This is a genomic window from Aureimonas sp. AU20 (assembly GCF_001442755.1).
Lineage (GTDB): Bacteria > Pseudomonadota > Alphaproteobacteria > Rhizobiales > Rhizobiaceae > Aureimonas.
Map to the genome: position 1 here is coordinate 2,609,874 of NZ_CP006367.1, position 20,050 is coordinate 2,629,923.

The window sequence follows — 20,050 nt, forward strand, 5'->3', positions numbered from 1 at the left end:
GGCGGTCCAAAGTCCGTCGTCGCGCGTCAATCTCGTTTGTCTGGATCAGACGTGGTGCGGGTGGAGGGACTCGAACCCCCACGCTTTTGGCGCCAGAACCTAAATCTGGTGCGTCTACCAATTTCGCCACACCCGCCCGTCGCCGCGAACCCCACGGCTCTACGACGCGCGCCTCTATATCATCGGCTTCGGCTGCGTCAAAGTTTTTAAACATGTTTGCGACAGCTGGGTTCGGTACGGACTCTTCCGTCGCGCGCCGGCCAGCAGAAAGCGATCGAATATCTCTCTAAATCGTTTCGTGTTGCGTTGCACCAATCGCAGGCCTGCCATGCGGCCAACCTTCTACCCGACGTCAGCGGTGCCCATTATGTTCGGTCCAACGAAGCGGGACGACACCAGATCGACCGCCTAAATCGATTTAATGATCCTTTGAGGGTGTCCCGATGAACATCATGCGCTCCTACTCGTCTTGGCGTCGCTACCGCGAGACCTGCAATGAGTTGAACCGTCTTTCGCACCGCGAACTGAACGATCTCGGCATCGCGCGCACCGACATCCCTTCGATCGCGCGGCAGGCCGTTCGCTAAATTCCCTATCTCGCTGGAGTCCCTTCTCCTCCTCCCAGGGCTCCCCAGCGACCGGCAAGCCTGCAGACTCCTCCTCCCACTGCAGGCTTTCTTCAGACACCCGCCGGTCCTCCCCCGGCGGGTGTCGTCGTTTCGCGACCGGCGATACTGCAGGCAGTCCGTTCAAAGCGGGTCCCGAACCCCGTTTCGATTTGCGCGCGGATGCGGTAAATCGACGTTATGACCCAGAAAAACCCCATCCATATCATCGGCGGCGGCCTCGCCGGCTCCGAGGCGGCTTGGCAGATCGTGCAAGCTGGCCAGCCGGTCGTGATGCACGAAATGCGCGGCGTGCGTGGCACCGACGCCCACAAGACCGACGCCCTAGCCGAACTGGTGTGCTCGAACTCCTTTCGGTCGGACGACGCGACGACGAACGCCGTGGGCGTTCTCCATGCCGAGATGCGTTTGGCGGGCTCGCTCATCATGCGCTGCGCCGACCAGCATCAGGTGCCCGCCGGCGGGGCGCTGGCCGTGGACCGCGACGGGTTCGCGGAGGCTGTCACCCGAAAACTTGCTACCCATTCACTGGTGGAAATCCGCCGCGAGACGATCGACGGGTTGCCGCCGGAAGAATGGGGGCCGACCATCGTCGCAACCGGTCCGCTGACCGCCCCCGCCTTGGCCGAAGCAATCCGCCAGGAGACCGGCGCGGACGCCCTCGCCTTTTTCGACGCGATCGCGCCGATCGTTCATTTCGACACGATCGACATGGACAAGGCTTGGTTCCAGTCGCGCTACGACAAGGTCGGGCCGGGCGGCACGGGCAAGGACTATGTGAACTGCCCGCTCGACCGCGAGCAATATGAGCGCTTCGTCGGCGAACTAATTGCCGGCGCCAAGACCGAATTCAAGGAATGGGAAGGTACGCCCTATTTCGATGGCTGCCTGCCGATCGAAGTCATGGCGGAGCGCGGCATCGAGACGCTGCGGCACGGGCCGATGAAACCGATGGGCCTCACCAACGCGCACCAGCCCGAGATCAAGGCTTATGCCGTGGTCCAGCTGCGTCAGGACAACGCGCTCGGCACGCTCTACAATATGGTCGGCTTCCAGACGAAACTGAAATATGCCGATCAGGTCCGCATCTTCCGGACCATCCCGGGGTTGGAGAACGCCGAATTCGCTCGGCTGGGCGGCCTGCATCGCAACACCTACCTGAACTCGCCGACGCTTCTGGACGGCGCGTTGCGCCTGAAAAGCCTGCCGCGTCTGCGCTTCGCCGGCCAGATCACGGGCTGCGAGGGTTATGTCGAATCCGCCTCGATCGGCCTGCTCGCAGGTCGGTTCGCGGCCGCCGAGGCACGGGGCGAGGTGCTGGCACCGCCGCCTCCGACCACGGCTATGGGCGCGCTGCTCGGCCATATCACGGGCGGCCACCTCGTCACTGACGAAGAGCCGGGCAAACGGTCCTTCCAACCGATGAACGTAAATTTCGGCCTGTTCCCGCCGGTCACCGTGCCGCGAGAGGAAGGCAAGCGACTGCGCGGCAAGGAAAAGACCATTGCCAAGAAGATGGCTCTGTCCGCACGAGCGCTGGCGGACTTTGCGCAATGGCTCGACCTGCCCGCGCCGATGCCGACGCAGGCTCCTTTATCGGAAGCGGCGGAGTAACTACTCAGCTTTCCATTCGGCTCGGCGCACTAGGATCGTGGCGCCGAGCCCGTTGAAGACGCGGGCGCGCGTATCGATTCCCGCCTGATCGACGTCCAGGCGAATCCGCCGCCCATCGTCGGATGTGAGGTCGGCGCGCTGTGGCGGCCCGTCGATGGCTGGCGCGAGACGCAGAAGCTCAGCGAGCACCGGCTCGAGCCCTACACGATCGACGACACTGCCGTGTCTGATCGACAGCCCCTGCCCGTCTTCCGTCAGTGCCACCATCCATGCATCGGAATTGTCAGTCGCTTGTCCCGCTTCGAAGGAGCTGTAGCGAATTCGCAAGGCGAGATCGAAGTCGGCGAGATCGAGTCCCTCGCCGTTCCGGCTCGCCGCGAAGAGCTGGAAGCCGTTGAAAGTCGGTACGGCGGAAGCTCGCGAGGTGGGCATATCGATACCCGCGACACGCATGACCTCGAAAGCGCGAATCGTCTCGTTCTGCCAGATCGGATCTCCTGCCCCCTCCGGCGGCAGGACGCCTCGAACGTCACGCAACCGGCGGAGCAGGCCGAGATCGGCGATCCCGTCCCGCAAGCTCGCCATGTCCTCTTGCACGAGTGCGCGACCCTCCGCGCGATGGCCCGTTGCCTCGGACAGGCGGGCGAGTTGGCTACGCACGACGGTGCTCTCCACGCTCCACGGACCGAAGGTCGTAAGCAGCAGCAAGAGGGCCGGCACGCCGACCAGCCATCGAATGTCGCCCGCTGCCCGACGCCAGACAGCCAAGGCCAGCACGAGAGCCAAGGAGAGGCTCCACGCGGCGAGCCCGTAGGAGGCCAGCATCCAGCCGCCGGTCTCCACACGCTGCCAGATGATGGCGCCAAGCGCGACGGTCGGAAGGGCGAGCATCAGGCGCCAGAATCGCAAGAACAGGGTCGTCGGCTTCGGCGCCCCGATGCGGAACGGATCGATCGCGACGCGCAGAGCCATGACCAGCACCGAGAAGACCAACGGCGGCCAGACCTCAGCCGTCGTCAATCGGTGCCCGGCGGCCTCGCGGAGAAGATAGACATGCAGGATCGTCCCGGCGACCAGCACGAGAGGCACGAGCACCCAGTCGAACAGCGGACGGACCACGCGCACCATTCGGTCGGTGGCGTCGAAGACCAGCGAGACGTCCAAGGACGATGGGATGCGCCCAAGGGCAAAAAGCGGACCGATCAGCGTCAGGCCCGTCACCAAGACATAGCGATCCCAGTTCCCCCCGATGTCGAGGCCGAACAGCGCCTCCAGCATCCAGAGAATCACATATCCGGCCAGGAGAAACAGCGCGACCGCGACGAAGGCGACTGCCGCACCAACCACCGTCCAGAGCGTGAAGGCCCAGAAGCGCTCGGGCGAACCACGCCCGACGAAGGGCAGAAGCACCGCGCCTGCCAAAGCGGCCCAGACCATAGCGGTGACGCGGATCGGCGGCGCCCCCGCAGCCCCGATGCTCCAGGCGAGCGGTCCGGCAATTGCCAGCGCCAGGATGACTCGGATCGGACTGGAGATACCCCGCGCTTCCGCCGCGATCGAAACCGCCAGCGAGACCGCGGCAGCGCTCAGCAACGCCGCGAGCAAAGGCGTCGAGTGGGAGAACGGCAGTCGATCCGCGAGTTCCAAATTGGCCAAGGCCGAAAAGGCCGCGATCATGGCGGCGGTCAGCGGAAAGCGCGCGACCCCGTTCGATGCGTCTCCGAGCCAGGATCGGCTTCGAAAGCCATGGGTCGGCAAGAGGTCCATCGGCATCGACTTCCGCTTAGATCAGCGGCGCATAAGCCGCCAATAGGTCCAAAGACGTTTGAACGGGCCGACGGGCTTGGTTTCGTCGCCCAGGGTCGAAGCAGCCAAGAGCGCCGGCAGGAAGACCGGGCGAAGGCTGCGTGGAATCTCTGCCCAGCGCGTCGAGACGTTCGTAGTATGCTCACGCGCCAAGGCCCGGGTCGCCTCGCGCACTGGCCGCGCCTTATCCTCGCCCGCCAGCCATTCCGCCGGCGTCGTGCCGAGGGCCGAAAGCATGTCGCCTGGCACGTAGATCTGGTTGCGATGGCGATGCTGCGCTTCATGGCGCAGCGCCCACACGGCGGTTTCGGCCACACCGGCATGACCGGCGGCCGTGGCCACCGACGGGGCAGAGTCGCGATCGAGCACCATGGCCGCGAGCATCATCAGCGTCGAAAAAGTCTCGCCCGCATAGGCTTCGAACTCGGTGCGCGAAGGCATGGGATCGTTGTAGAGGTCGAAAAGCCTCGCTTCGAGATAGCGATCGAACGCGTCCACCGGCAGGTCGAAGGCGCGAACCGTCGAGATCAGGGCGAGGGCGACGGGCGAGCCCTGCGCGGCTTCTTCGATATCGTCGGCGCTGGTCAGCCGGTCGCGCCACCACTGGAGGCGAATTTCGCCGGGCAGAGGCTGCGAGACGAGGTCCCGCACGCGCAAAGTTTCGATGTGGAAAGCGTAGAGCGCGAACAGGTGCTTCTGCTTGTCAGGCGCGGTGAAGCCCACGGAAACGGCCCGATCCGCGTCGCCATCGCGCACGATGCGCTCGCATTCGGCATAGGCTGCCGCCAGGCCTTCGGGCGCCATGCGCTCAGTCCACCGCGATCAAGGCAGCGGCGACGGGCCGCCCTTCGCCCAGCATGATGTTGTAAGTCCGCACGGCGGCGCCAGTCGACATGGGATCGCAGGAGATCCCGGCCTTGCGTAGTCGGTCGAGCAGCGCGGGGGGCACGCGGCGAATGTCCTTGCCGGTGCCATAGAGAAGGAAGCGGATGTCCGCCCCCTCCTCGAGGATTTTCAAGAGACGCTCGCCGCCGAAAGGCTCCGCCTCCGTCGCGGTCCATCCGTAGATGCCCGACGGCAGGCAGAGGATCGAGCCGCGATGCGACATATCCGCGAAGCGGAAGCCGCAATTGCCATAGGCATCGATCGGTGCGCGACGCGGATAATGGGCGTCGCGCATGCCTGGGTTTTCGGCGTCGCTCACGGCTCAGACCTTGCCCGTGGGCGCGGCCGACGAGCCTGTGTCCGCCTTCAGCTCCTTCAGGTCGTTCTTGTCGCCACCGCGAATCGCGTCCGGCCGAAGCTTGAAATAGATGAGCACCGGCGCCGCGATGAAGATCGAGGAGTAGACGCCGACGAGAACGCCAGCCAGCATCGGCGCGACGAAGACACGGATTACGTCGCCGCCGAACGCATAGAGCGCGACCAGCGCAAGCACCAACGTCACCGCCGTCAGCATGGTGCGCGACAGCGTCTCGTTGAGCGACAGGTCGATGATGTCGGAGATCGACATCTTCTTGTATTTGCGCAGGTTTTCTCGAATTCGGTCGAACACCACCACCGTATCGTTCAACGAGTAGCCGACGATCGTCAGGATCGCGGCGATGGACGACAGGTTGAATTCAAGCTGCGAAACCACGAGGAAGCCGACCGTCATGGCGACATCGTGCGCGGTGGCAAGCAGCGCGCCGATCGCGAACTGCCATTCGAAGCGCAGCCAGACATAGACCGAGATGGCCAGAAGCGCGGCGCCGACGCCGAACACGGCCGCCCAGGCGAGTTCGCCCGACACGGTCGGGCCGACGACCTCCACGCGCTGGAAGTCGTATTCCGCCGCAAGCGCGCCGCGCACGGCGTTGACGCTGGCTTGCGGCGTCTGGAGGTCCTGCTGCTGGACGGCGAAGCGAACCAGCACGTCGGCCGGGTTGCCGAACTGCTGAACCTGGACGTCGCCCTCGACAATGCCCGAAAGATCCTCGCGAATCTTGCCGACATCGGCCTCTCCAGTCTTGGCGCGCAGCTCGAGTACGGTGCCGCCCGTGAAATCGATGCCGTAGTTCAGCCCGCCCACGAAAAGGCTGCCGATCGAGGCGAGCGACAGGCCGATCGTGATCGCAAAGGCCCAGCGGCGAATGCTCATGAAGCGGATGCGCGTTCCATGCGGAACGAAGGACACCCATCCCTTCGGCACTTCCTTCGGACGGCGGCTGCGCAGCCAAAAGGAAACCATCCAACGCGTCAGGGTCAGCGCGGTGAAGACGGTGGTGAAGATGCCGAGCGCCAGCGTCACGGCGAAGCCGCGCACCGGACCCGAGCCGAGGAAGAACAGAATCACCGCCGCTATCAGCGAGGTGATGTTGGCGTCCATGATCGTGCCGAGCGCCTTGTGGAAACCGGCGTCGATGGACTGAACGACCGATCGTCCGTTTCGCCGCTCTTCCAGCAGTCGCTCGTAGATCAAAACGTTCGAATCGACGGCCATGCCCATGGTGAGCACAATGCCGGCGATGCCGGGCAGCGTCAGCGTGGAGCCGAGGGCCGACAGAAGTGCGACAAGAAGGATGACGTTGACGAGAAGGGCGATGTTGGCGATCAGGCCGAGGAAGCCGTAGGCCACGAACATGAAGACGATGACCAGCACGCCGCCGATGATGCCGGCGGCCTGACCGGCCGCGACGGAATCGGCGCCGAGGCCCGGTCCGATCGTGCGCTCTTCGATGATGTCTAGCGTTGCCGGCAGCGCGCCAGCGCGCAGAAGAACAGCTAGATCGTTGGCGGACTGGACGGTGAAGTTGCCCGAAATCTGCGCCTGACCGCCGAGGATCGGCTCACGAATATTGGGCGCCGACAGAACCTTATTGTCGAGCACGATCGCAAAGGGACGACCGGTGTTTTCCTGCGTCACCTGACCGAAGCGCTGCGCGCCCCGCGCGTCGAAGCGGATGTTGACGACCGGCTGGTTGGTCTGCTGCTCGAAACCGGCCTGGGCGTCGGTCAAGTTCTCGCCGGAAATCATGACCTGGCGCTGCACCAGGATCGGCTGCGGCGTCGGGTCGTTGGTCTGGAGAAGCTCATCTCCGGCCGGAACCGGCTGCGCGCCGCTGGCGACAGCCTGCGCCGAATTGTTCACGTCGACAAGGCGGAAGGTCAGACGCGCGGTCTGGTTGAGGAGGTTCTTGAGGCGGGCGGGGTCCTGCAGACCCGGCACCTGAACCATGATGCGATCGAGACCCTGGCGCTGAATAACGGGCTCGGTGGTCCCTAGCTCGTCGACGCGCCGACGCACCACTTCGATCGATTGCGACACGGCGGTCGACAGGCGATAGTCGATGCCGGGATTGGTGAGAGCCAAACGGAACGTGCCGGATTGCGGCTCGGTGAGTTCGGTTTCCGTCACCGAGCCACCGGCCAGAAGGCCGCTGGAGATTGGCGACGTCAGGCTCTGCAGTGCCGTGCGCGCGGCGGCGCCCTGCGAAGGGTCGCGCAGCGTGAACTGGATCGCGCCATTGTTCTCGCGAAGGCTGGTGAAGCCGATATTGGCGGCCCGCAGGCTAACCTGCACGTCCTCGCGAAGACTCTGGAGGCGGTCGTTGACCAGCGAGGCGCGATCCACCTCCAGCAGCACATAGGAGCCGCCCTGCAGGTCGAGACCGAGCGTCATCGGCTGCTTGGGCATGAAGCCCGGCAGACTGGCCCGCTGCTGTTCGGTCAGAAGGTTCGGGAGCGCGAACAGGACGCCGAAGAGCACGGCGAGCCAGATGAAGGTGGTCTTCCACCGCGAGAAATAGAGCATGGCGTTCCCGAACGACAATCGGAGCACCGGACCGATGGGGTCCACGGCGCTCCGAAGATGGGGTTCGGCAGAGGATCTGCCGAAGATGAAACCGAGCCGAACGCCGTTCGGCCCGAAGGCAGGTTACTTCGCGTTGGCCGCCGTGGGCTCGCCCTTCACGCGGACATCCGCAACCATGGACTGCAGCACGCGGATCTTGGTGGTCTCGGAAATCTGCACTTCCAACTCGCCATTGTCCTGAACCTTCGTGACCTTGGCGATGATGCCGCCGCCAGTCACGATCGTGTCGCCGCGACGAATGTTTTTCAGCATATCGTCCCGCTTCTTGGCGGCCGAGCGCTGCGGGCGAATGATCAGAAAATACATGATCGCGAAGACGGCGACGAAGGGAAGAATGCTGATGAGGATGCTCTCCGGTCCTCCCGCTGCGGTGGCGGTCTGCGCAAAAGCCGGCGATACGAACATCAAGATCTCCCAACACAAACGAAAACAGGGCGCTGAGCCCTTCACAAGGTGGCCGCAATATACGATCGGTCGACGCGATTGCAACAAGCGCCGCCTGGCATATCCGGGTGGACCCGCGCACTTCCGAAGGGCCGACCGGTGACCATCGACACGGATTTCCTTCCCCTCCTGCGACGGATCGCCGACGCGCTGGATCGTCTGGCGCCGGAGGCGACCCCCTCGCCCGATCTCGGCGCGGCCGATTGCTTCGTCTTCGCGCCACCCGGTGGCCTGACGCCGGTGCCCCGGGTCAACCGCGTCGATTTCGAACTGCTGCGCGGCATCGACCGCTCGCGCGACATCCTGTTCGAGAACACAAAACGCTTCGCCGATGGCCTGCCGGCCAACAACGCCCTGCTTTGGGGCGCCCGCGGAATGGGCAAATCATCGCTGGTGAAGGCCGTTCACGCCAAGGTCAATTCGATAGGAACGGGCCGTCCGGTCCTGAAGCTCATCGAGGTCCACCGCGAGGACATCGACGACCTGCCTCTGCTGATGACGCTCTTGCGCGCCGCGCCCTTCCCGATTCTCCTGTTCTGCGACGATCTGTCGTTCGATCACGACGACACATCCTACAAGTCGCTGAAGGCCGCGCTGGACGGGGGCGTCGAGGGGCGGCCGGACAATGTCCTGTTCTATGCCACGTCGAACCGCCGCCATCTCCTTCCGCGCAACATGATGGAAAACGAGCAGTCGACCGCCATCAATCCAAGTGAGGCGGTGGAAGAGAAGGTCTCGCTGTCGGATCGATTCGGCCTTTGGCTCGGCTTCCACAAATGTTCGCAGGACGATTATCTCGCGATGGTGTGCGGCTATCTCGCCTCCGCCGGGATCGAGCGGGACGCCGAGGAGGTTCGTCGCGACGCGCTGGAATGGAGCACGACGCGCGGCAGCCGCTCGGGCCGCGTCGCCTACCAGTTCGTTACTGATCTCGCGGGACGCCTCGGCCACGCCCTGCCCCGCTGACCAACGAAAAGCGCCCGGCTCTTTCGAACCGGGCGCTGCCTTGCTCCGAACTATTCTTGCTTAGCGCAGATAGGTCATCGGATTGACCGGAGAGGAGTCCTTGCGGACCTCGAAATGCAGCATCGGCGCGTCCGTGTCGCCGGTCATGCCCGCCGTCGCGATTTCCTCGCCGCGCTTCACCGTGGCACCGCGCTGAACCTTGATGTCGTCGGCATGGCCATAGACGGTCACGAGGCCGTTCTCGTGCTTGACCAAGACGGTCTTGCCGAACTCCTTGAGGCCCTCGCCGGCATAGATCACGACGCCGTTCTCGGCCGCCTTGATGGGCGTTCCGCGCGGCACGGAAATGTTCAGACCGTCGTTGCGGCGCGAGCCGACCTTGTCGCCGAAATTCTTGATGACGCGGCCCTGCACCGGCCAACGCATCTGGTTGATTCCAGTCGAGGCCGGAGCCAACGAAGCCTGCTCCTCTTCCTCCGCCTTGGCAGCGGTGGTCTGGGCAACCGGTGCGGCGGCCGCCACTGACGTGCTCGCGGCGCTCGGAGCGACGGGCGCCGGCGTAGCGGCCACGGCCGGCATCTCATGCGTCGCAGGCTTGGCCGGCGTTGCGGCAGCGGCGGCTGCCTGCGCGGGCTTGACCGGCGGCAGTTCGCGAGTGGCCTGCGCAGCCGCAGCGGCCGGACGCGCATTGGTCGGAGCCGAGCTGGGCACGGCGATCTTTGCGGCCTGAGCCTGGAGGCTGGTCGGCGGCGCGCCGAGCGTGGCGTAGCGAACGTTCCCGGCCGGCTGTGCCGACGCCGTGGCAGAGCCCCCTGCCGGGATCGTCAGCTTCTGGCCGATCCGCACATTGTCGTCGGTCAGCCGGTTGGCGTTGCGCAGATCGGCGGCGCGGACATTGTGACGGCGCGCGATGCCAAGGAGCGAGTCGCCGGACGTCACGACATAGGTACCTGCCGAACCCGTCGGGGCCGGCGCCATGTTGCGAGAGGCTTCGGTGCGAGCCACTTCAGCGTGGTTCACCGGCGAGGACGCATGCTGCGACATCGGCGCAGCGGCCTGCTGCTGGACGGGCGCATAGCTGTCGTTGCCATTGCCGTAGGAACTGGCCGGCGGAGGCGGCAGCGTCGAGCGGGAGACCGGCGGCGTCGCTGCCGCAAAGGTGCGCGAGGCGCCCGTGGTGCCGGAACCGTAGGAGGCGTTCGGCTGCCCCGCGCCGTAGCTCGGCTCGGCCGCAGGGGCCGCACTCGCCACCTGCTGCGAGCGCACCGGCGCCGGCGGAATCGCTCCGGTATAGAAGCTATCCTGCAACCGCGTGGCGTCGGCACTGCATCCGGCCGCCAACGCGGCCAGCGCGATCAGCCCCGCCGAGCGCACCAGCCGAAGCCGACTCTGATTCAACACGTCCGTCCGCATTGCAGTCCCCAAAGCATTCGCCCAACCTGAGAACATTAGACAGCGTTAATGTTACCCGAGGGTTAAGCATGATCGGGACGAAGACGGATTTCTTTACAGAAAGCTCGCGACGCCGGTTTCGAGCGGCTGGAGACGGGCGTTGAACAGCGTCTCTTCCTCGAAGCGGCTTCCCAACTTCTGGTGTCGCACGAGACGCTGCACGTCGCCCGGTGGTCCAAGCGCGCAGATCAGAATTCCTTGCGACGCCATCTGCTCTACGAAGGCACGCGGCAGCGACTCGAAGGAGCCATGGACCACGATCCGGTCGAAGGGCGCCTGGTCGGGATAGCCCGTGCGACCATCCTCCTTAAGGAAGGTCACGTTGTTGATGCCGCAGGCCTTCAGTCGCTCCTGCGCCTTGGTCAGCAAGGTCTGGTAGCGATCCAAGGTCAGAACCTGAAAACAAAGCTTGGCGAGCAGCGCCGTGACGTAGCCGCTTCCCGTGCCGATCTCCAGCACGCGGTGCTCCGGGGCGATCTTCAGCGCCGCGACCAGTCGCACCGCGTGGCGCGCGCCGGGCATGGACTGGCCGCAGTCGAGCGGAAACACCTTGTCGGAATAGGCCTCCACCGCGTCCGCCGGCACGAAGGCGCGGCGCGGCACGGCCTCGACGGCGGCCAGGACACGCGGCGTCACGCCATCGGCGGTGCGCACCGTCATCAGGAAGGCCGCCAGTTGCTCGCGATCGACTGTTGCGGTCATGCGCGCTCAGCGGAAGGTTTCGCGCATCTGCTCGCGCAGCGCGTGATGGGTGAGATCGAGATGCAGCGGTGTGACTGAGATGCGGTTGGAGCGCAGGGCGCCAATATCCGAACCGTCCAGCTCCGGCCCGGCCTGACGCCCGAACTTCAGCCAGAAGTAAGGGAAGCCTCGCCCGTCGACCCGCTCTTCGATGCCAAGCGAATAGTCCAGCTTGCCCTGCCGGGTCACCTCGATGCCTTGCACGGCACCGGCTTTCACGGCCGGAAAGTTGACATTGAATAATGTCCCAGCCGGAGCATCGACTTTGAGAAGACGCTCCACGACATCCGCACCATGATGGCGAGCTGTCTCCCAGATGGCCTCACGCTCGGAGTCGGGACGGAAGGCTTGGCTGAGCGCGATGGACCGGACGCCCAGCATCATGCCCTCGATGGCGCCGGCAACGGTGCCGGAATAGGAGACGTCGTCGCTGACGTTCTGCCCGGCATTGACGCCGGACAGGACGAGGTCGGGTGCCTCCGACAGGAGATGCTTGACGGCCATGATGACGCAATCGGTCGGCGTGCCGCGCAGCGCAAAACGGCGCTCCGATTCCTGACGAAGACGCAGCGGCGAAGAGAGCGTCAGCGAATGGGACAGGCCGCTCTGATCCGTTTCCGGCGCGACGACCCACACATCGTCCGACAACTGTCGGGCGATGTGTTCGAGGACGGAAAGTCCCTCCGCGTGAATGCCGTCGTCATTCGTCAGGAGAATGCGCATGGATTACTTCTTGCCGATCTGTTCGAGCCCGCCCATGAACGGCTTGAGGACGTCCGGCACGAGAATGCTGCCATCCTCCTGCTGGTAGGTCTCCATGACCGCGATCAGCGCGCGCCCGACCGCCGTACCTGAGCCGTTGAGCGTATGTACGAAGCGGGGCGCAGCCTTTTCGCCAGCGGGGCGGAAGCGCGTGTTCATCCGCCGGGCTTGAAAGTCGCCGCAGACCGAGCAGGACGAGATTTCGCGGTAGGCGTTCTGCCCTGGTAGCCAGACTTCGATGTCGTAGGTCTTCTGCGAGGAGAATCCCATGTCGCCGGTGCAGAGCACGACGGTGCGGAAATGCAGGCCGAGCTTGGTCAGAACGGCTTCGGCCGCCGCCGTCATTCGCTCGTGCTCTTCATGCGACGTTTCCGGCGTCGTAATCGAGACGAGTTCGGCCTTGTAGAATTGATGCTGGCGCAGCATGCCGCGTGTGTCGCGACCGGCCGATCCTGCTTCCGAGCGGAAGCTCGGCGTCAACGCCGTAAAGCGGAGCGGCAGGGCCTGCTCCTCGATGATCTCCTCGCGAACGAGATTGGTCAGCGAGACCTCGGCGGTCGGGATCAGCCAGCGTCCGTCCGTGGTCTGAAATAGGTCCTCGGCAAATTTCGGCAGCTGGCTCGTGCCGTAGAGCGCCTCGTCGCGCACTAGAAGCGGCGGAGACACCTCCTCGTATCCGAACTCGCGAGTGTGGGTTTCGACCATGAACTGGCCGAGAGCGCGCTCCAACCGAGCCAAGTCCCCGCGCAGCACTGTGAAGCGCGAGCCGGACATGCGGGCGGCGCGCTCGAAATCCATGAGGCCGAGCGCCTCGCCCAATTCGAAATGCTCTTTGGGCTGAAAATTGAAGCTGCGCTTATCGCCGACGCGGCGCACCTCGACATTGCCCGTCTCGTCCGCACCAGTCGGAACCTCGGCGAGCGGAACATTCGGTACGGTCGCCAGCAGGGCATTGATCTCGGCGTCGATCTCGCGCTCGAGCTTCTCGCCATCCTGAATTTTGGTCTTGAGCTCAGTGACGGTGCGCATCGTCTCGTCGGCAAGGGCCGCGTCACCCGACGCCTTGGCCTTGCCGATCTGCTTGGAGGCTTCGTTGCGCTGGCCCTGCCAGTCCTGCAGCGTCTTCAGATGCTGGCGGCGCTTCTCGTCCAAGCGAACGATCTCGGCCGACGTCAGGGCCGAACCGCGACGCTTCAGAGCTTCGTCCAGAGCTTCCGCATTGTCGCGGATCCATTTGATATCCAGCATGATTTCCAGTCCGCTTCAGGCGGGCCGGAACCGATCGGATCACTCCGTGCCGGCTTCGTTGGCCGCCAGACGCACGCCTCGTTTCTTTTCGATCATCCGTGCCGTAATGATCGAGACCTCGTAGAGAATGATCGCCGGGATCGCAAGGCCGATCTGGGACATCGGATCGGGCGGCGTCAGCACCGCCGCGACGATGAATGCGAGCACGATTGCGTATTTGCGCTTCGACTTCAGCCCATCGGCCGTGACCATGCCGGCCCGCACCAGAAGTGAGCAGATCACCGGCAGCTGGAAGACCAGTCCGAAGGCGACGATCAACGTCATGATCAGCGACAGATATTCGGAGACCTTGGGCAGCAGCAGGATCGCTGCGTCGCTGCCCTCGCCCGGCTGCTGCATCGACAGGAAGAACCACATCACCATCGGGGTGAAGAAGAAGTAGACGAGCAGCGCGCCTAGCAGGAAAAGCAGCGGCGTTGCCACCAGAAACGGAATGAAAGCCGCGCGCTCATCCCGATAAAGGCCGGGGGCAACGAACTTGTAAATCTGGATGGCGATCACGGGAAACGCCAGGAAGAAGCCGCCGAAGGCTGCAACCTTCACCTGCGTGAAGAAGTATTCCTGCGGGGCCGTATAGATCAGTTCGACGCTGGCAGGGTCCAGTCCAGCCCAGCCGCTGGCGATCTGATAGGGCACGACGAGGATGTTGAAGATGCCCTTGGCGAAGAAGAAGCAGATCAGGAACATGCCGAAGAAGCCGGCGATCGACCAGATCAGCCGGCGCCGCAGTTCGATCAGATGCTCGATCAGAGGCGCGGACGAGGCCTCGATGTCCGACTCGGAACGCTGACTCACTGAAGGCTCCCGGCCGGCGCGCGAACAGGAGCGGCCTCGCCCCCATGTGCCGCCTCGACGTTGACATGGATCGCATGACCGTTCGTCGCGGCGACGGGCTGTGCTTCGCCGTTGACGGCTGGCGGCGTCGCGACGGCAGGGGAAGAGGTAGGCGGAACGTCTGCCATCGGCTCGACTGGCACCGCCGCTTGCGTTGCCGACGGAACGACAGGCTCAGGCGCTACGGTCGCGGCCTTGATCGAAGAGCGAATTTCGTCTCCGACCGCGCGGATCGGGTTCATCGCCTTGCGAAGATCGTTGCGCGGGTCGAGATCGCGGACCTGCTGCGCGGTGTTGCGCAGTTCTTCGAGTTCGGCCTCCTTCAAGGCCTCGTCGAACTGGTGCCGGAAATCGCCCGCCATACGGCGCATCTGCGAACTGACCCGGCCGAAGGTGCGAAGCATCTTCGGGAGATCCTTCGGACCGACGACGACGATCAAAACGACCGCGATAACAAGAAGCTCGAGTCCACCGATGTCGAACATGTCGATCCCCAGGAGGAGAATGGCGGCGCGCTATGCGCCGCCCATCCTTTAGATGCGGGACTTTTCGGTCGTGGTCTCGTGCGGCATGGCATCGCCTTCGCGCATGTCGAGCGAGCGACGCTCCTGAGCGACGGTCGTGTCCTCGTCCGCCATGCCCTTCTTGAAGTTCTTGATGCCCTTGGCCACGTCGCCCATCAGCTCGGGAATCTTGCCGCGACCGAAGAGAAGCAGCACGACGGCCAGAACGATGAGCCAGTGCCAGATGCTGAAGCTACCCATGATACGCCTCCAATGGGCGCGGGCTGCCCGCGCTCCGACTTCAAACCGAACCTTCGGCTCTTTCAAACACGAAAGTCCCAGCCGGTTCAACGGCTACGACGACATCGTGCACATGGTTCGCGAGTTCGTCAGAACGAAGCAGAGCCCGGATCGGTAGATAACACGCCGTCTGGCCCATCCGCCAAGCTGGCGGGTGTCAGTCAAGGCACGATCGAACTCGAACAATTCACAGACAACGCCGCATGGACGAACCGCAATTCGCCAATCCTTGCCATTCGATCGTGGCGAGTCTGCGACAGGCGCATTGCCAAGCGATCGCGTCAGTCGGATACCGATGGATGGGGCCGATCTCGGCTAGACGATGGGAAAGCCAGTCGGTCAAATCGCGCTCAGGTGGAGGCGGAGAACAGCGAGTGGAATTCCTCGCGCAGGGCCGGCTCGTCGATCGGCTCGGGTTGCTGGCGAGTGATCTGCAAGGCCCGCTCCGCTCTCGCCAGAGAGCGGCCGGCAAGTTCCGGGACATTGGCCGCCACGAGTTGCATCTCGGCCATATCGCCGTTGCAGTGGAGCGCCAAGTCGCAGCCGGCGGCGATGGCTCGGCCGGCGAGTTCGCCCATGTCGCCTTGAAGCGCCTTCATCGACATGTCGTCGCTCATCAGCAAACCGTCGAAGCCGATCGCCTTACGAATGATCTCTCCGATCACGACCGGCGAAAGCGTGGCCGGGCGGACGGGATCCAGCGATTCGAAAAGGAGATGCGCGGTCATCGCGGCCGGCAGGTCGGCCAAGCTCTTGAAGGGGCGGAAGTCGAAGCCCTCCAGCGCTGCCCGTTCCGCCGAAACCTGCGGCAGTTCGAGATGGCTATCCGCCTCGCCTCGCCCATGACCGGGAATATGCTTCATCACCGGCAGAACGGCACCGGCCATCAGCCCCTCCGCCGCAAGGCCACCGAGTTCAGCGACCAGCGCCGGGTCTTCGGCATAAGCGCGGTCGCCGATCACGGAATGGGCGCCGGGCTGGGGCACATCGAGGCAAGGGAGACAATCGACGTCGATCCCGTATCCCACCAGCAAATCATGGGCGAGAAGACGGCCTTGAAGCCAAGCCGCCCGCCGCCCCTTCACGGGATCGGCAGCGAAGACCTGACCGATTGACGCCGATGGCGGGAAACGCGGCGAAAGCGGCGGGCGCAGACGCTGAACCCGCCCGCCTTCCTGATCGATTAGAACCGGGCGCCGCGAGGAGCCGCCGAGGCTTTTGAGTTCGGCCACGAGATCCCAGACCTGCGCGGCCTCGCCGATGTTGCGACCGAACAGAATGAAACCCCAAGGCCGCTCGTCTTGAAAGAAGGCACGCTCGTCATCCGTCAGGCGCAGGCCGCTGCATCCCGCGATCCAGGCTTTCGTTCCGGTCATCAGGGGTCCCGTGTCAGAAGACGGCGCCGGCGGTTCGAACGGCCGACGCCGATAGGAAGAGCGATTCGTCTCAATCGTCAGCCCGGTAACGGCGATCAGCGCGTCACGAAGCAGCTTCCGCCGGCCGATTTCAGGCTGTCGCACAGGCTCGCCGCCTCGTTCTTGGAACCGGCCGCGACGCGGACGCGATAGAACGTACCCTTGCCCGCGATCTCCGCCGACTTGATGTTCAAACCGCGATTGCCGATCACGCTGGAGAACTTGCGCTTCATGTTCGCCATCGACTCCTCCGCCAGGGCCTGGCTCGGCTGAGACGAGATCTGAACGAAGAACGCCTCTTCGCCAGCCGCCGCCGGCTGCACCGACGCGACCTGCACCGGATCGGCCTCGGCCGGAGCAGCCTCCGTCGCGACCTTGGCGCTGAATGGCATCGTAGATTGGGCCGACGCGGCGGGCGCAGCAGGCGCGGCATGGCCGACGGCGGGCGAAGAGCTCGGCAGAAGCGCGGGCTGGCCGGCGATCGTCGGTTCCTCGGCCGGTGCGAGCGAGCCGTCCGGGCGCACCGTCAAGGTGCGAACCTTGCGCGGCTGCAGCGTGCCCTCGGCAGAAGCAACCTGACTGCCCGGCGCAGGTGGCATCTCGGCTTCGGCATCGGATTCGCTGGGAAGCGACACATCGTCGCCGACCATGACACCGGGGAGATCGGAGGACGCGCCCTCGTTCTCCGCGATGTCCATAGGCTCTTCCATCGCCGTCACCAGCGAGCGCTGCGTCGGCGCGGTCACCTTCGCGTTGCCCGCCGCGACATGCTCGTAGACGGCCTTGTTCTGGTTCGGGATCGAACGGCCGCCAGGATCGGCCGGCGCGGTCTTGTAGGGCTCTGCATCCGCCTTGATCAGGATCGGCCCTTCAATGCTCTGCGAGAGCGAGCCGCCACCGGTGTAAACCATCGTGCCGGCCACGGCGACCACGACACTGGCAGCCAGACCACCCATGACGAAAACCGCTTTGCGCAGCTTGGAGCCGCGCCGCGCCGCAGGGCGGTACTCGTCGTCATAGTGATGGCCGTCGCCATCCTCGTAGCCCTGGGCATATTCGTCTTCGTCGTAGCCCTGCGGCGCAGGCTGCATGGCAGCCCACTCGCTCGCGATCAGATCGTCGAAGTCGTCGAGCGTCAGGGTCTGGCGCACATCGGGAATGGTCTGGCGAACCGGCGCGTAGGGCTCGGGCTCGGGCTGGCGAGCCGGCGCGAAGGACTGCGTTTCGGTGGGATACCGGTCGCGCGGACGCGCAGGCTGGCTGAGATTGCGCAGGGCTTCCTGCGTTTCCGCATTGACGGGACGACCTGCCCGGCCCTGCGGCATTGAAGGGCCACGGCCGCCGGGGCTCGCGACGGGCTCGTAGCCCGCCGACTGATCCCAATCCTGCCGCACGCCCGGCGCACCGGGGCGCACCGAGGAGCCTTCCACCGCCCGAACGAGATCGGCAAACGGATCGCGATCGGTCGCGGAGAAGTTTGCGTCCCTGTAGTCCTTCATCGCGCCGACCCCACGCCGGGATCGCCGCCCAGTTCGACGACGATCCGTATTTTTCTGAACGTTTCTCCGCCCTATGGGTCGAACTTGTTCAAAGCGTGGAACGTCAGCGCATTTCGTCCGGGGCCGACACGCCGACAAGACCCAGACCCGAGGCGATGACGAAGGCGACGGCTTGAACCAGTCCCAATCGGGCTGCGGTCATTGTCACATCGTTAGGCTTAACGAACCGTAACTCGGGCTGGTCCTTTCCACGATTGTACTGGCCGTGGAAAGCGGAGGCGAGATCATAGAGATAGAAGGCGAGCCGATGCGGCTCCTTGGCCTGCGCCGCGCTCTGAATGAGGCGGGGATATTCGGCCAGCTTGCGAACGAGCGCGAGCTCCCCTTCGTCGGTCAGTTGCGCAAGCGCCGCCTCGTCTACCTTGTCCAGGGCGGACACGTCGATGCCCTCGGCCTCGGCCTGGCGGACGATCGAGCGTGCTCGGGCGTGCGCGTACTGAACGTAGAAAACCGGATTGTCCTTCGACTGTTCGGTGACTTTCTGAAAGTCGAAGTCGAGCGGCGCGTCGCTTTTGCGAAACAGCATCATAAAGCGGACGGCGTCTCGACCGACCTCATCCACCACGTCAGCCAGGGTCACGAACTCCCCGGCGCGCTTGGACATCTTCACCGGCTCGCCGTTGCGGAAGAGCTTCACCAGCTGGCAGAGAACGACATCGACCTCGGCCTTGCCGCCGGACACCGCCTTGGCCACCGCCTCCAGCCGCTTCACGTAGCCGCCATGGTCGGCGCCCAACACGTAAACCATCTCGTCGAAGCCACGGGCGAACTTGTCGGCGAAATAGGCGACGTCGGCGGCGAAATAGGTGTAGCTGCCGTCCGACTTCACCAGCGGACGATCGACGTCGTCGCCGACTTCGGTCGAGCGCAGCAAGGTCTGCTCGCGATCTTCCCAATCCTCGGGCAGCTGGCCCTTGGGCGGCGGCAGCGTGCCCTGATAGACGAAGCCCTTGTCGCGCAACGCCTCGACCGTCGCCGTGATACGACTCGGCTCGCCTTCGTGCAGCGTCTTCTCGGAGAAGAAGACATCCTGCGTGATGGCGAGCGCCTTCAGGTCGTCGCGGATGCTCATCATCATGGCGCTGATGGCATAGGCCTTCACCACCGGGAGCCACTGTGCCTCGTCTTGATCCAAGAGCTCGCGGCCGTAGCGAATAGCGAGCGCCGAGCCGACCGTCTTCAGATAGTCGCCGGGATAGAGCCCTGCCGGGATCTCCCCGATCGTCTCTCCCAGTGCTTCGCGGTAGCGTAGGAAGACCGAGCGGGCGAGCACGTTCACCTGCTCGCCCGCGTCGTTTATATAATATTCCTTGGTGATCTCGTGGCCGGCAAAACCCATGAGATTGGCGATCGCATCGCCCACGACGGCGCCCCGGCAATGACCGACATGCAGCGGTCCGGTCGGGTTGGCGGAGACATATTCGACATTCACCCGCCGCCCGGTCGGCGCGCCGCGCCCGTAGGCGAGCCCGAGCCCGAGCAGGCCGTGGAGATGCTTTGTCCAGAAAACCGAATGAAGACGCAGGTTGATGAAGCCGGGGCCGGCGATCTCCACCGAGGCGATGTCAGGGTCCTGCTCCAGTTGGGCACCGATCTCGTCGGCGAGCTCGCGGGGCTTCAGGCCCAAGGGTTTCGCCAGCACCATGGCGGCATTGGTCGCCAGATCGCCATGGCTCGCGTCGCGTGGCGGCTCGACGGCGATGCGCGAAAGGTCCGCTCCGTCGATTTCGCGCGCGCGCAGAACGGCTTCCACGGCTTTGCGAACGCGTTGCTCGAAGTCGGTGAAGATGTTCATGATCGAGTCCAGACTGGAGAAATCGGCGCAGAAAAAGGCCGTCCCCCGTTCGCGAGAACAGGAGAGTGAAGC

At 64.6% G+C, this 20,050-nt stretch carries 18 protein-coding genes and 1 tRNA gene; 3 read left to right on the forward strand and 16 right to left on the reverse strand.

Annotated features, from left to right (window positions below; genetic code table 11):
- Positions 1–52 precede the first annotated feature (52 nt).
- Positions 53–136: transfer RNA gene (locus tag M673_RS11590), tRNA-Leu, on the reverse strand.
- Positions 137–443: 307 nt separating this feature from the next.
- Between M673_RS11590 and M673_RS23670 the strand changes: the two genes are divergently transcribed.
- Both M673_RS23670 and trmFO read left to right on the forward strand, forming a co-directional pair.
- Entirely contained in the window at positions 444–587 is a 144-nt protein-coding gene (locus tag M673_RS23670; protein WP_082639382.1) for a DUF1127 domain-containing protein, read from the forward strand.
- Between the two features lie 219 nt (positions 588–806).
- A complete protein-coding gene (gene trmFO, locus M673_RS11595; RefSeq protein ID WP_061976206.1) occupies positions 807–2,240 on the forward strand; it encodes a methylenetetrahydrofolate--tRNA-(uracil(54)-C(5))-methyltransferase (FADH(2)-oxidizing) TrmFO in 1,434 nt (477 codons plus the stop codon).
- Here trmFO and M673_RS11600 read toward each other — a convergent pair whose 3' ends face one another.
- From M673_RS11600 to yajC, 5 genes are all read right to left on the reverse strand, one after another.
- The gene (locus tag M673_RS11600; RefSeq protein ID WP_061976207.1) at positions 2,241–4,007 is read right to left on the reverse strand and encodes a DUF4153 domain-containing protein; all 1,767 of its coding nucleotides are present in this window, start codon (positions 4,005–4,007) and stop codon (positions 2,241–2,243) included.
- A 21-nt stretch (positions 4,008–4,028) separates the two neighbouring features.
- Positions 4,029–4,850, reverse strand: a complete 822-nt coding sequence (locus M673_RS11605; protein WP_061976208.1) for a phytoene/squalene synthase family protein — start codon at positions 4,848–4,850, stop codon at positions 4,029–4,031.
- A gap of 4 nt (positions 4,851–4,854) precedes the next feature.
- Positions 4,855–5,226 (reverse strand): Mth938-like domain-containing protein, encoded by a 372-nt coding sequence (locus M673_RS11610; RefSeq protein WP_061976209.1) that lies wholly within the window; start codon positions 5,224–5,226, stop codon positions 4,855–4,857.
- 27 nt (positions 5,227–5,253) lie between these two features.
- Positions 5,254–7,839, reverse strand: coding sequence for a protein translocase subunit SecD (gene secD / locus M673_RS11615; protein ID WP_061976210.1), 2,586 nt, complete (start codon positions 7,837–7,839; stop codon positions 5,254–5,256).
- Positions 7,840–7,962: 123 nt separating this feature from the next.
- Entirely contained in the window at positions 7,963–8,304 is a 342-nt protein-coding gene (gene yajC / locus M673_RS11620; protein WP_061976211.1) for a preprotein translocase subunit YajC, read from the reverse strand.
- A gap of 138 nt (positions 8,305–8,442) precedes the next feature.
- Between yajC and M673_RS11625 the strand changes: the two genes are divergently transcribed.
- Complete coding sequence (locus M673_RS11625) at positions 8,443–9,309, forward strand: ATP-binding protein (protein ID WP_061976212.1); 867 nt, start codon at positions 8,443–8,445, stop codon at positions 9,307–9,309.
- A gap of 60 nt (positions 9,310–9,369) precedes the next feature.
- On the opposite strand, the gene M673_RS11630 is transcribed toward M673_RS11625, so the two are convergent.
- From M673_RS11630 to argS, 10 genes are all read right to left on the reverse strand, one after another.
- The gene (locus M673_RS11630; RefSeq protein ID WP_244493158.1) at positions 9,370–10,710 is read right to left on the reverse strand and encodes a M23 family metallopeptidase; all 1,341 of its coding nucleotides are present in this window, start codon (positions 10,708–10,710) and stop codon (positions 9,370–9,372) included.
- Positions 10,711–10,815: 105 nt separating this feature from the next.
- Positions 10,816–11,463, reverse strand: a complete 648-nt coding sequence (locus M673_RS11635) for a protein-L-isoaspartate(D-aspartate) O-methyltransferase (RefSeq protein WP_061976214.1) — start codon at positions 11,461–11,463, stop codon at positions 10,816–10,818.
- Positions 11,464–11,469: 6 nt separating this feature from the next.
- Entirely contained in the window at positions 11,470–12,225 is a 756-nt protein-coding gene (gene surE / locus M673_RS11640; RefSeq protein WP_061976215.1) for a 5'/3'-nucleotidase SurE, read from the reverse strand.
- Positions 12,226–12,228: 3 nt separating this feature from the next.
- On the reverse strand, positions 12,229–13,512 hold the full coding sequence (gene serS, locus M673_RS11645) for a serine--tRNA ligase (protein WP_061976216.1): 1,284 nt from the start codon (positions 13,510–13,512) through the stop codon (positions 12,229–12,231).
- A gap of 39 nt (positions 13,513–13,551) precedes the next feature.
- Positions 13,552–14,367, reverse strand: a complete 816-nt coding sequence (gene tatC / locus M673_RS11650; protein WP_061976217.1) for a twin-arginine translocase subunit TatC — start codon at positions 14,365–14,367, stop codon at positions 13,552–13,554.
- On the reverse strand, positions 14,364–14,891 hold the full coding sequence (tatB, locus tag M673_RS11655; RefSeq protein WP_082639387.1) for a Sec-independent protein translocase protein TatB: 528 nt from the start codon (positions 14,889–14,891) through the stop codon (positions 14,364–14,366). Before tatB ends, tatC begins: the two co-directional genes overlap by 4 nt.
- Before the next feature lie 48 nt (positions 14,892–14,939).
- A complete protein-coding gene (locus tag M673_RS11660) occupies positions 14,940–15,170 on the reverse strand; it encodes a twin-arginine translocase TatA/TatE family subunit (RefSeq protein ID WP_061976218.1) in 231 nt (76 codons plus the stop codon).
- Positions 15,171–15,559: 389 nt separating this feature from the next.
- A complete protein-coding gene (nagZ, locus tag M673_RS11665) occupies positions 15,560–16,585 on the reverse strand; it encodes a beta-N-acetylhexosaminidase (RefSeq protein WP_061976219.1) in 1,026 nt (341 codons plus the stop codon).
- A 95-nt stretch (positions 16,586–16,680) separates the two neighbouring features.
- Positions 16,681–18,123 (reverse strand): SPOR domain-containing protein, encoded by a 1,443-nt coding sequence (locus M673_RS11670; RefSeq protein ID WP_061976220.1) that lies wholly within the window; start codon positions 18,121–18,123, stop codon positions 16,681–16,683.
- 103 nt (positions 18,124–18,226) lie between these two features.
- On the reverse strand, positions 18,227–19,978 hold the full coding sequence (gene argS / locus M673_RS11675; RefSeq protein ID WP_061976221.1) for an arginine--tRNA ligase: 1,752 nt from the start codon (positions 19,976–19,978) through the stop codon (positions 18,227–18,229).
- Positions 19,979–20,050: the final 72 nt, after the last annotated feature.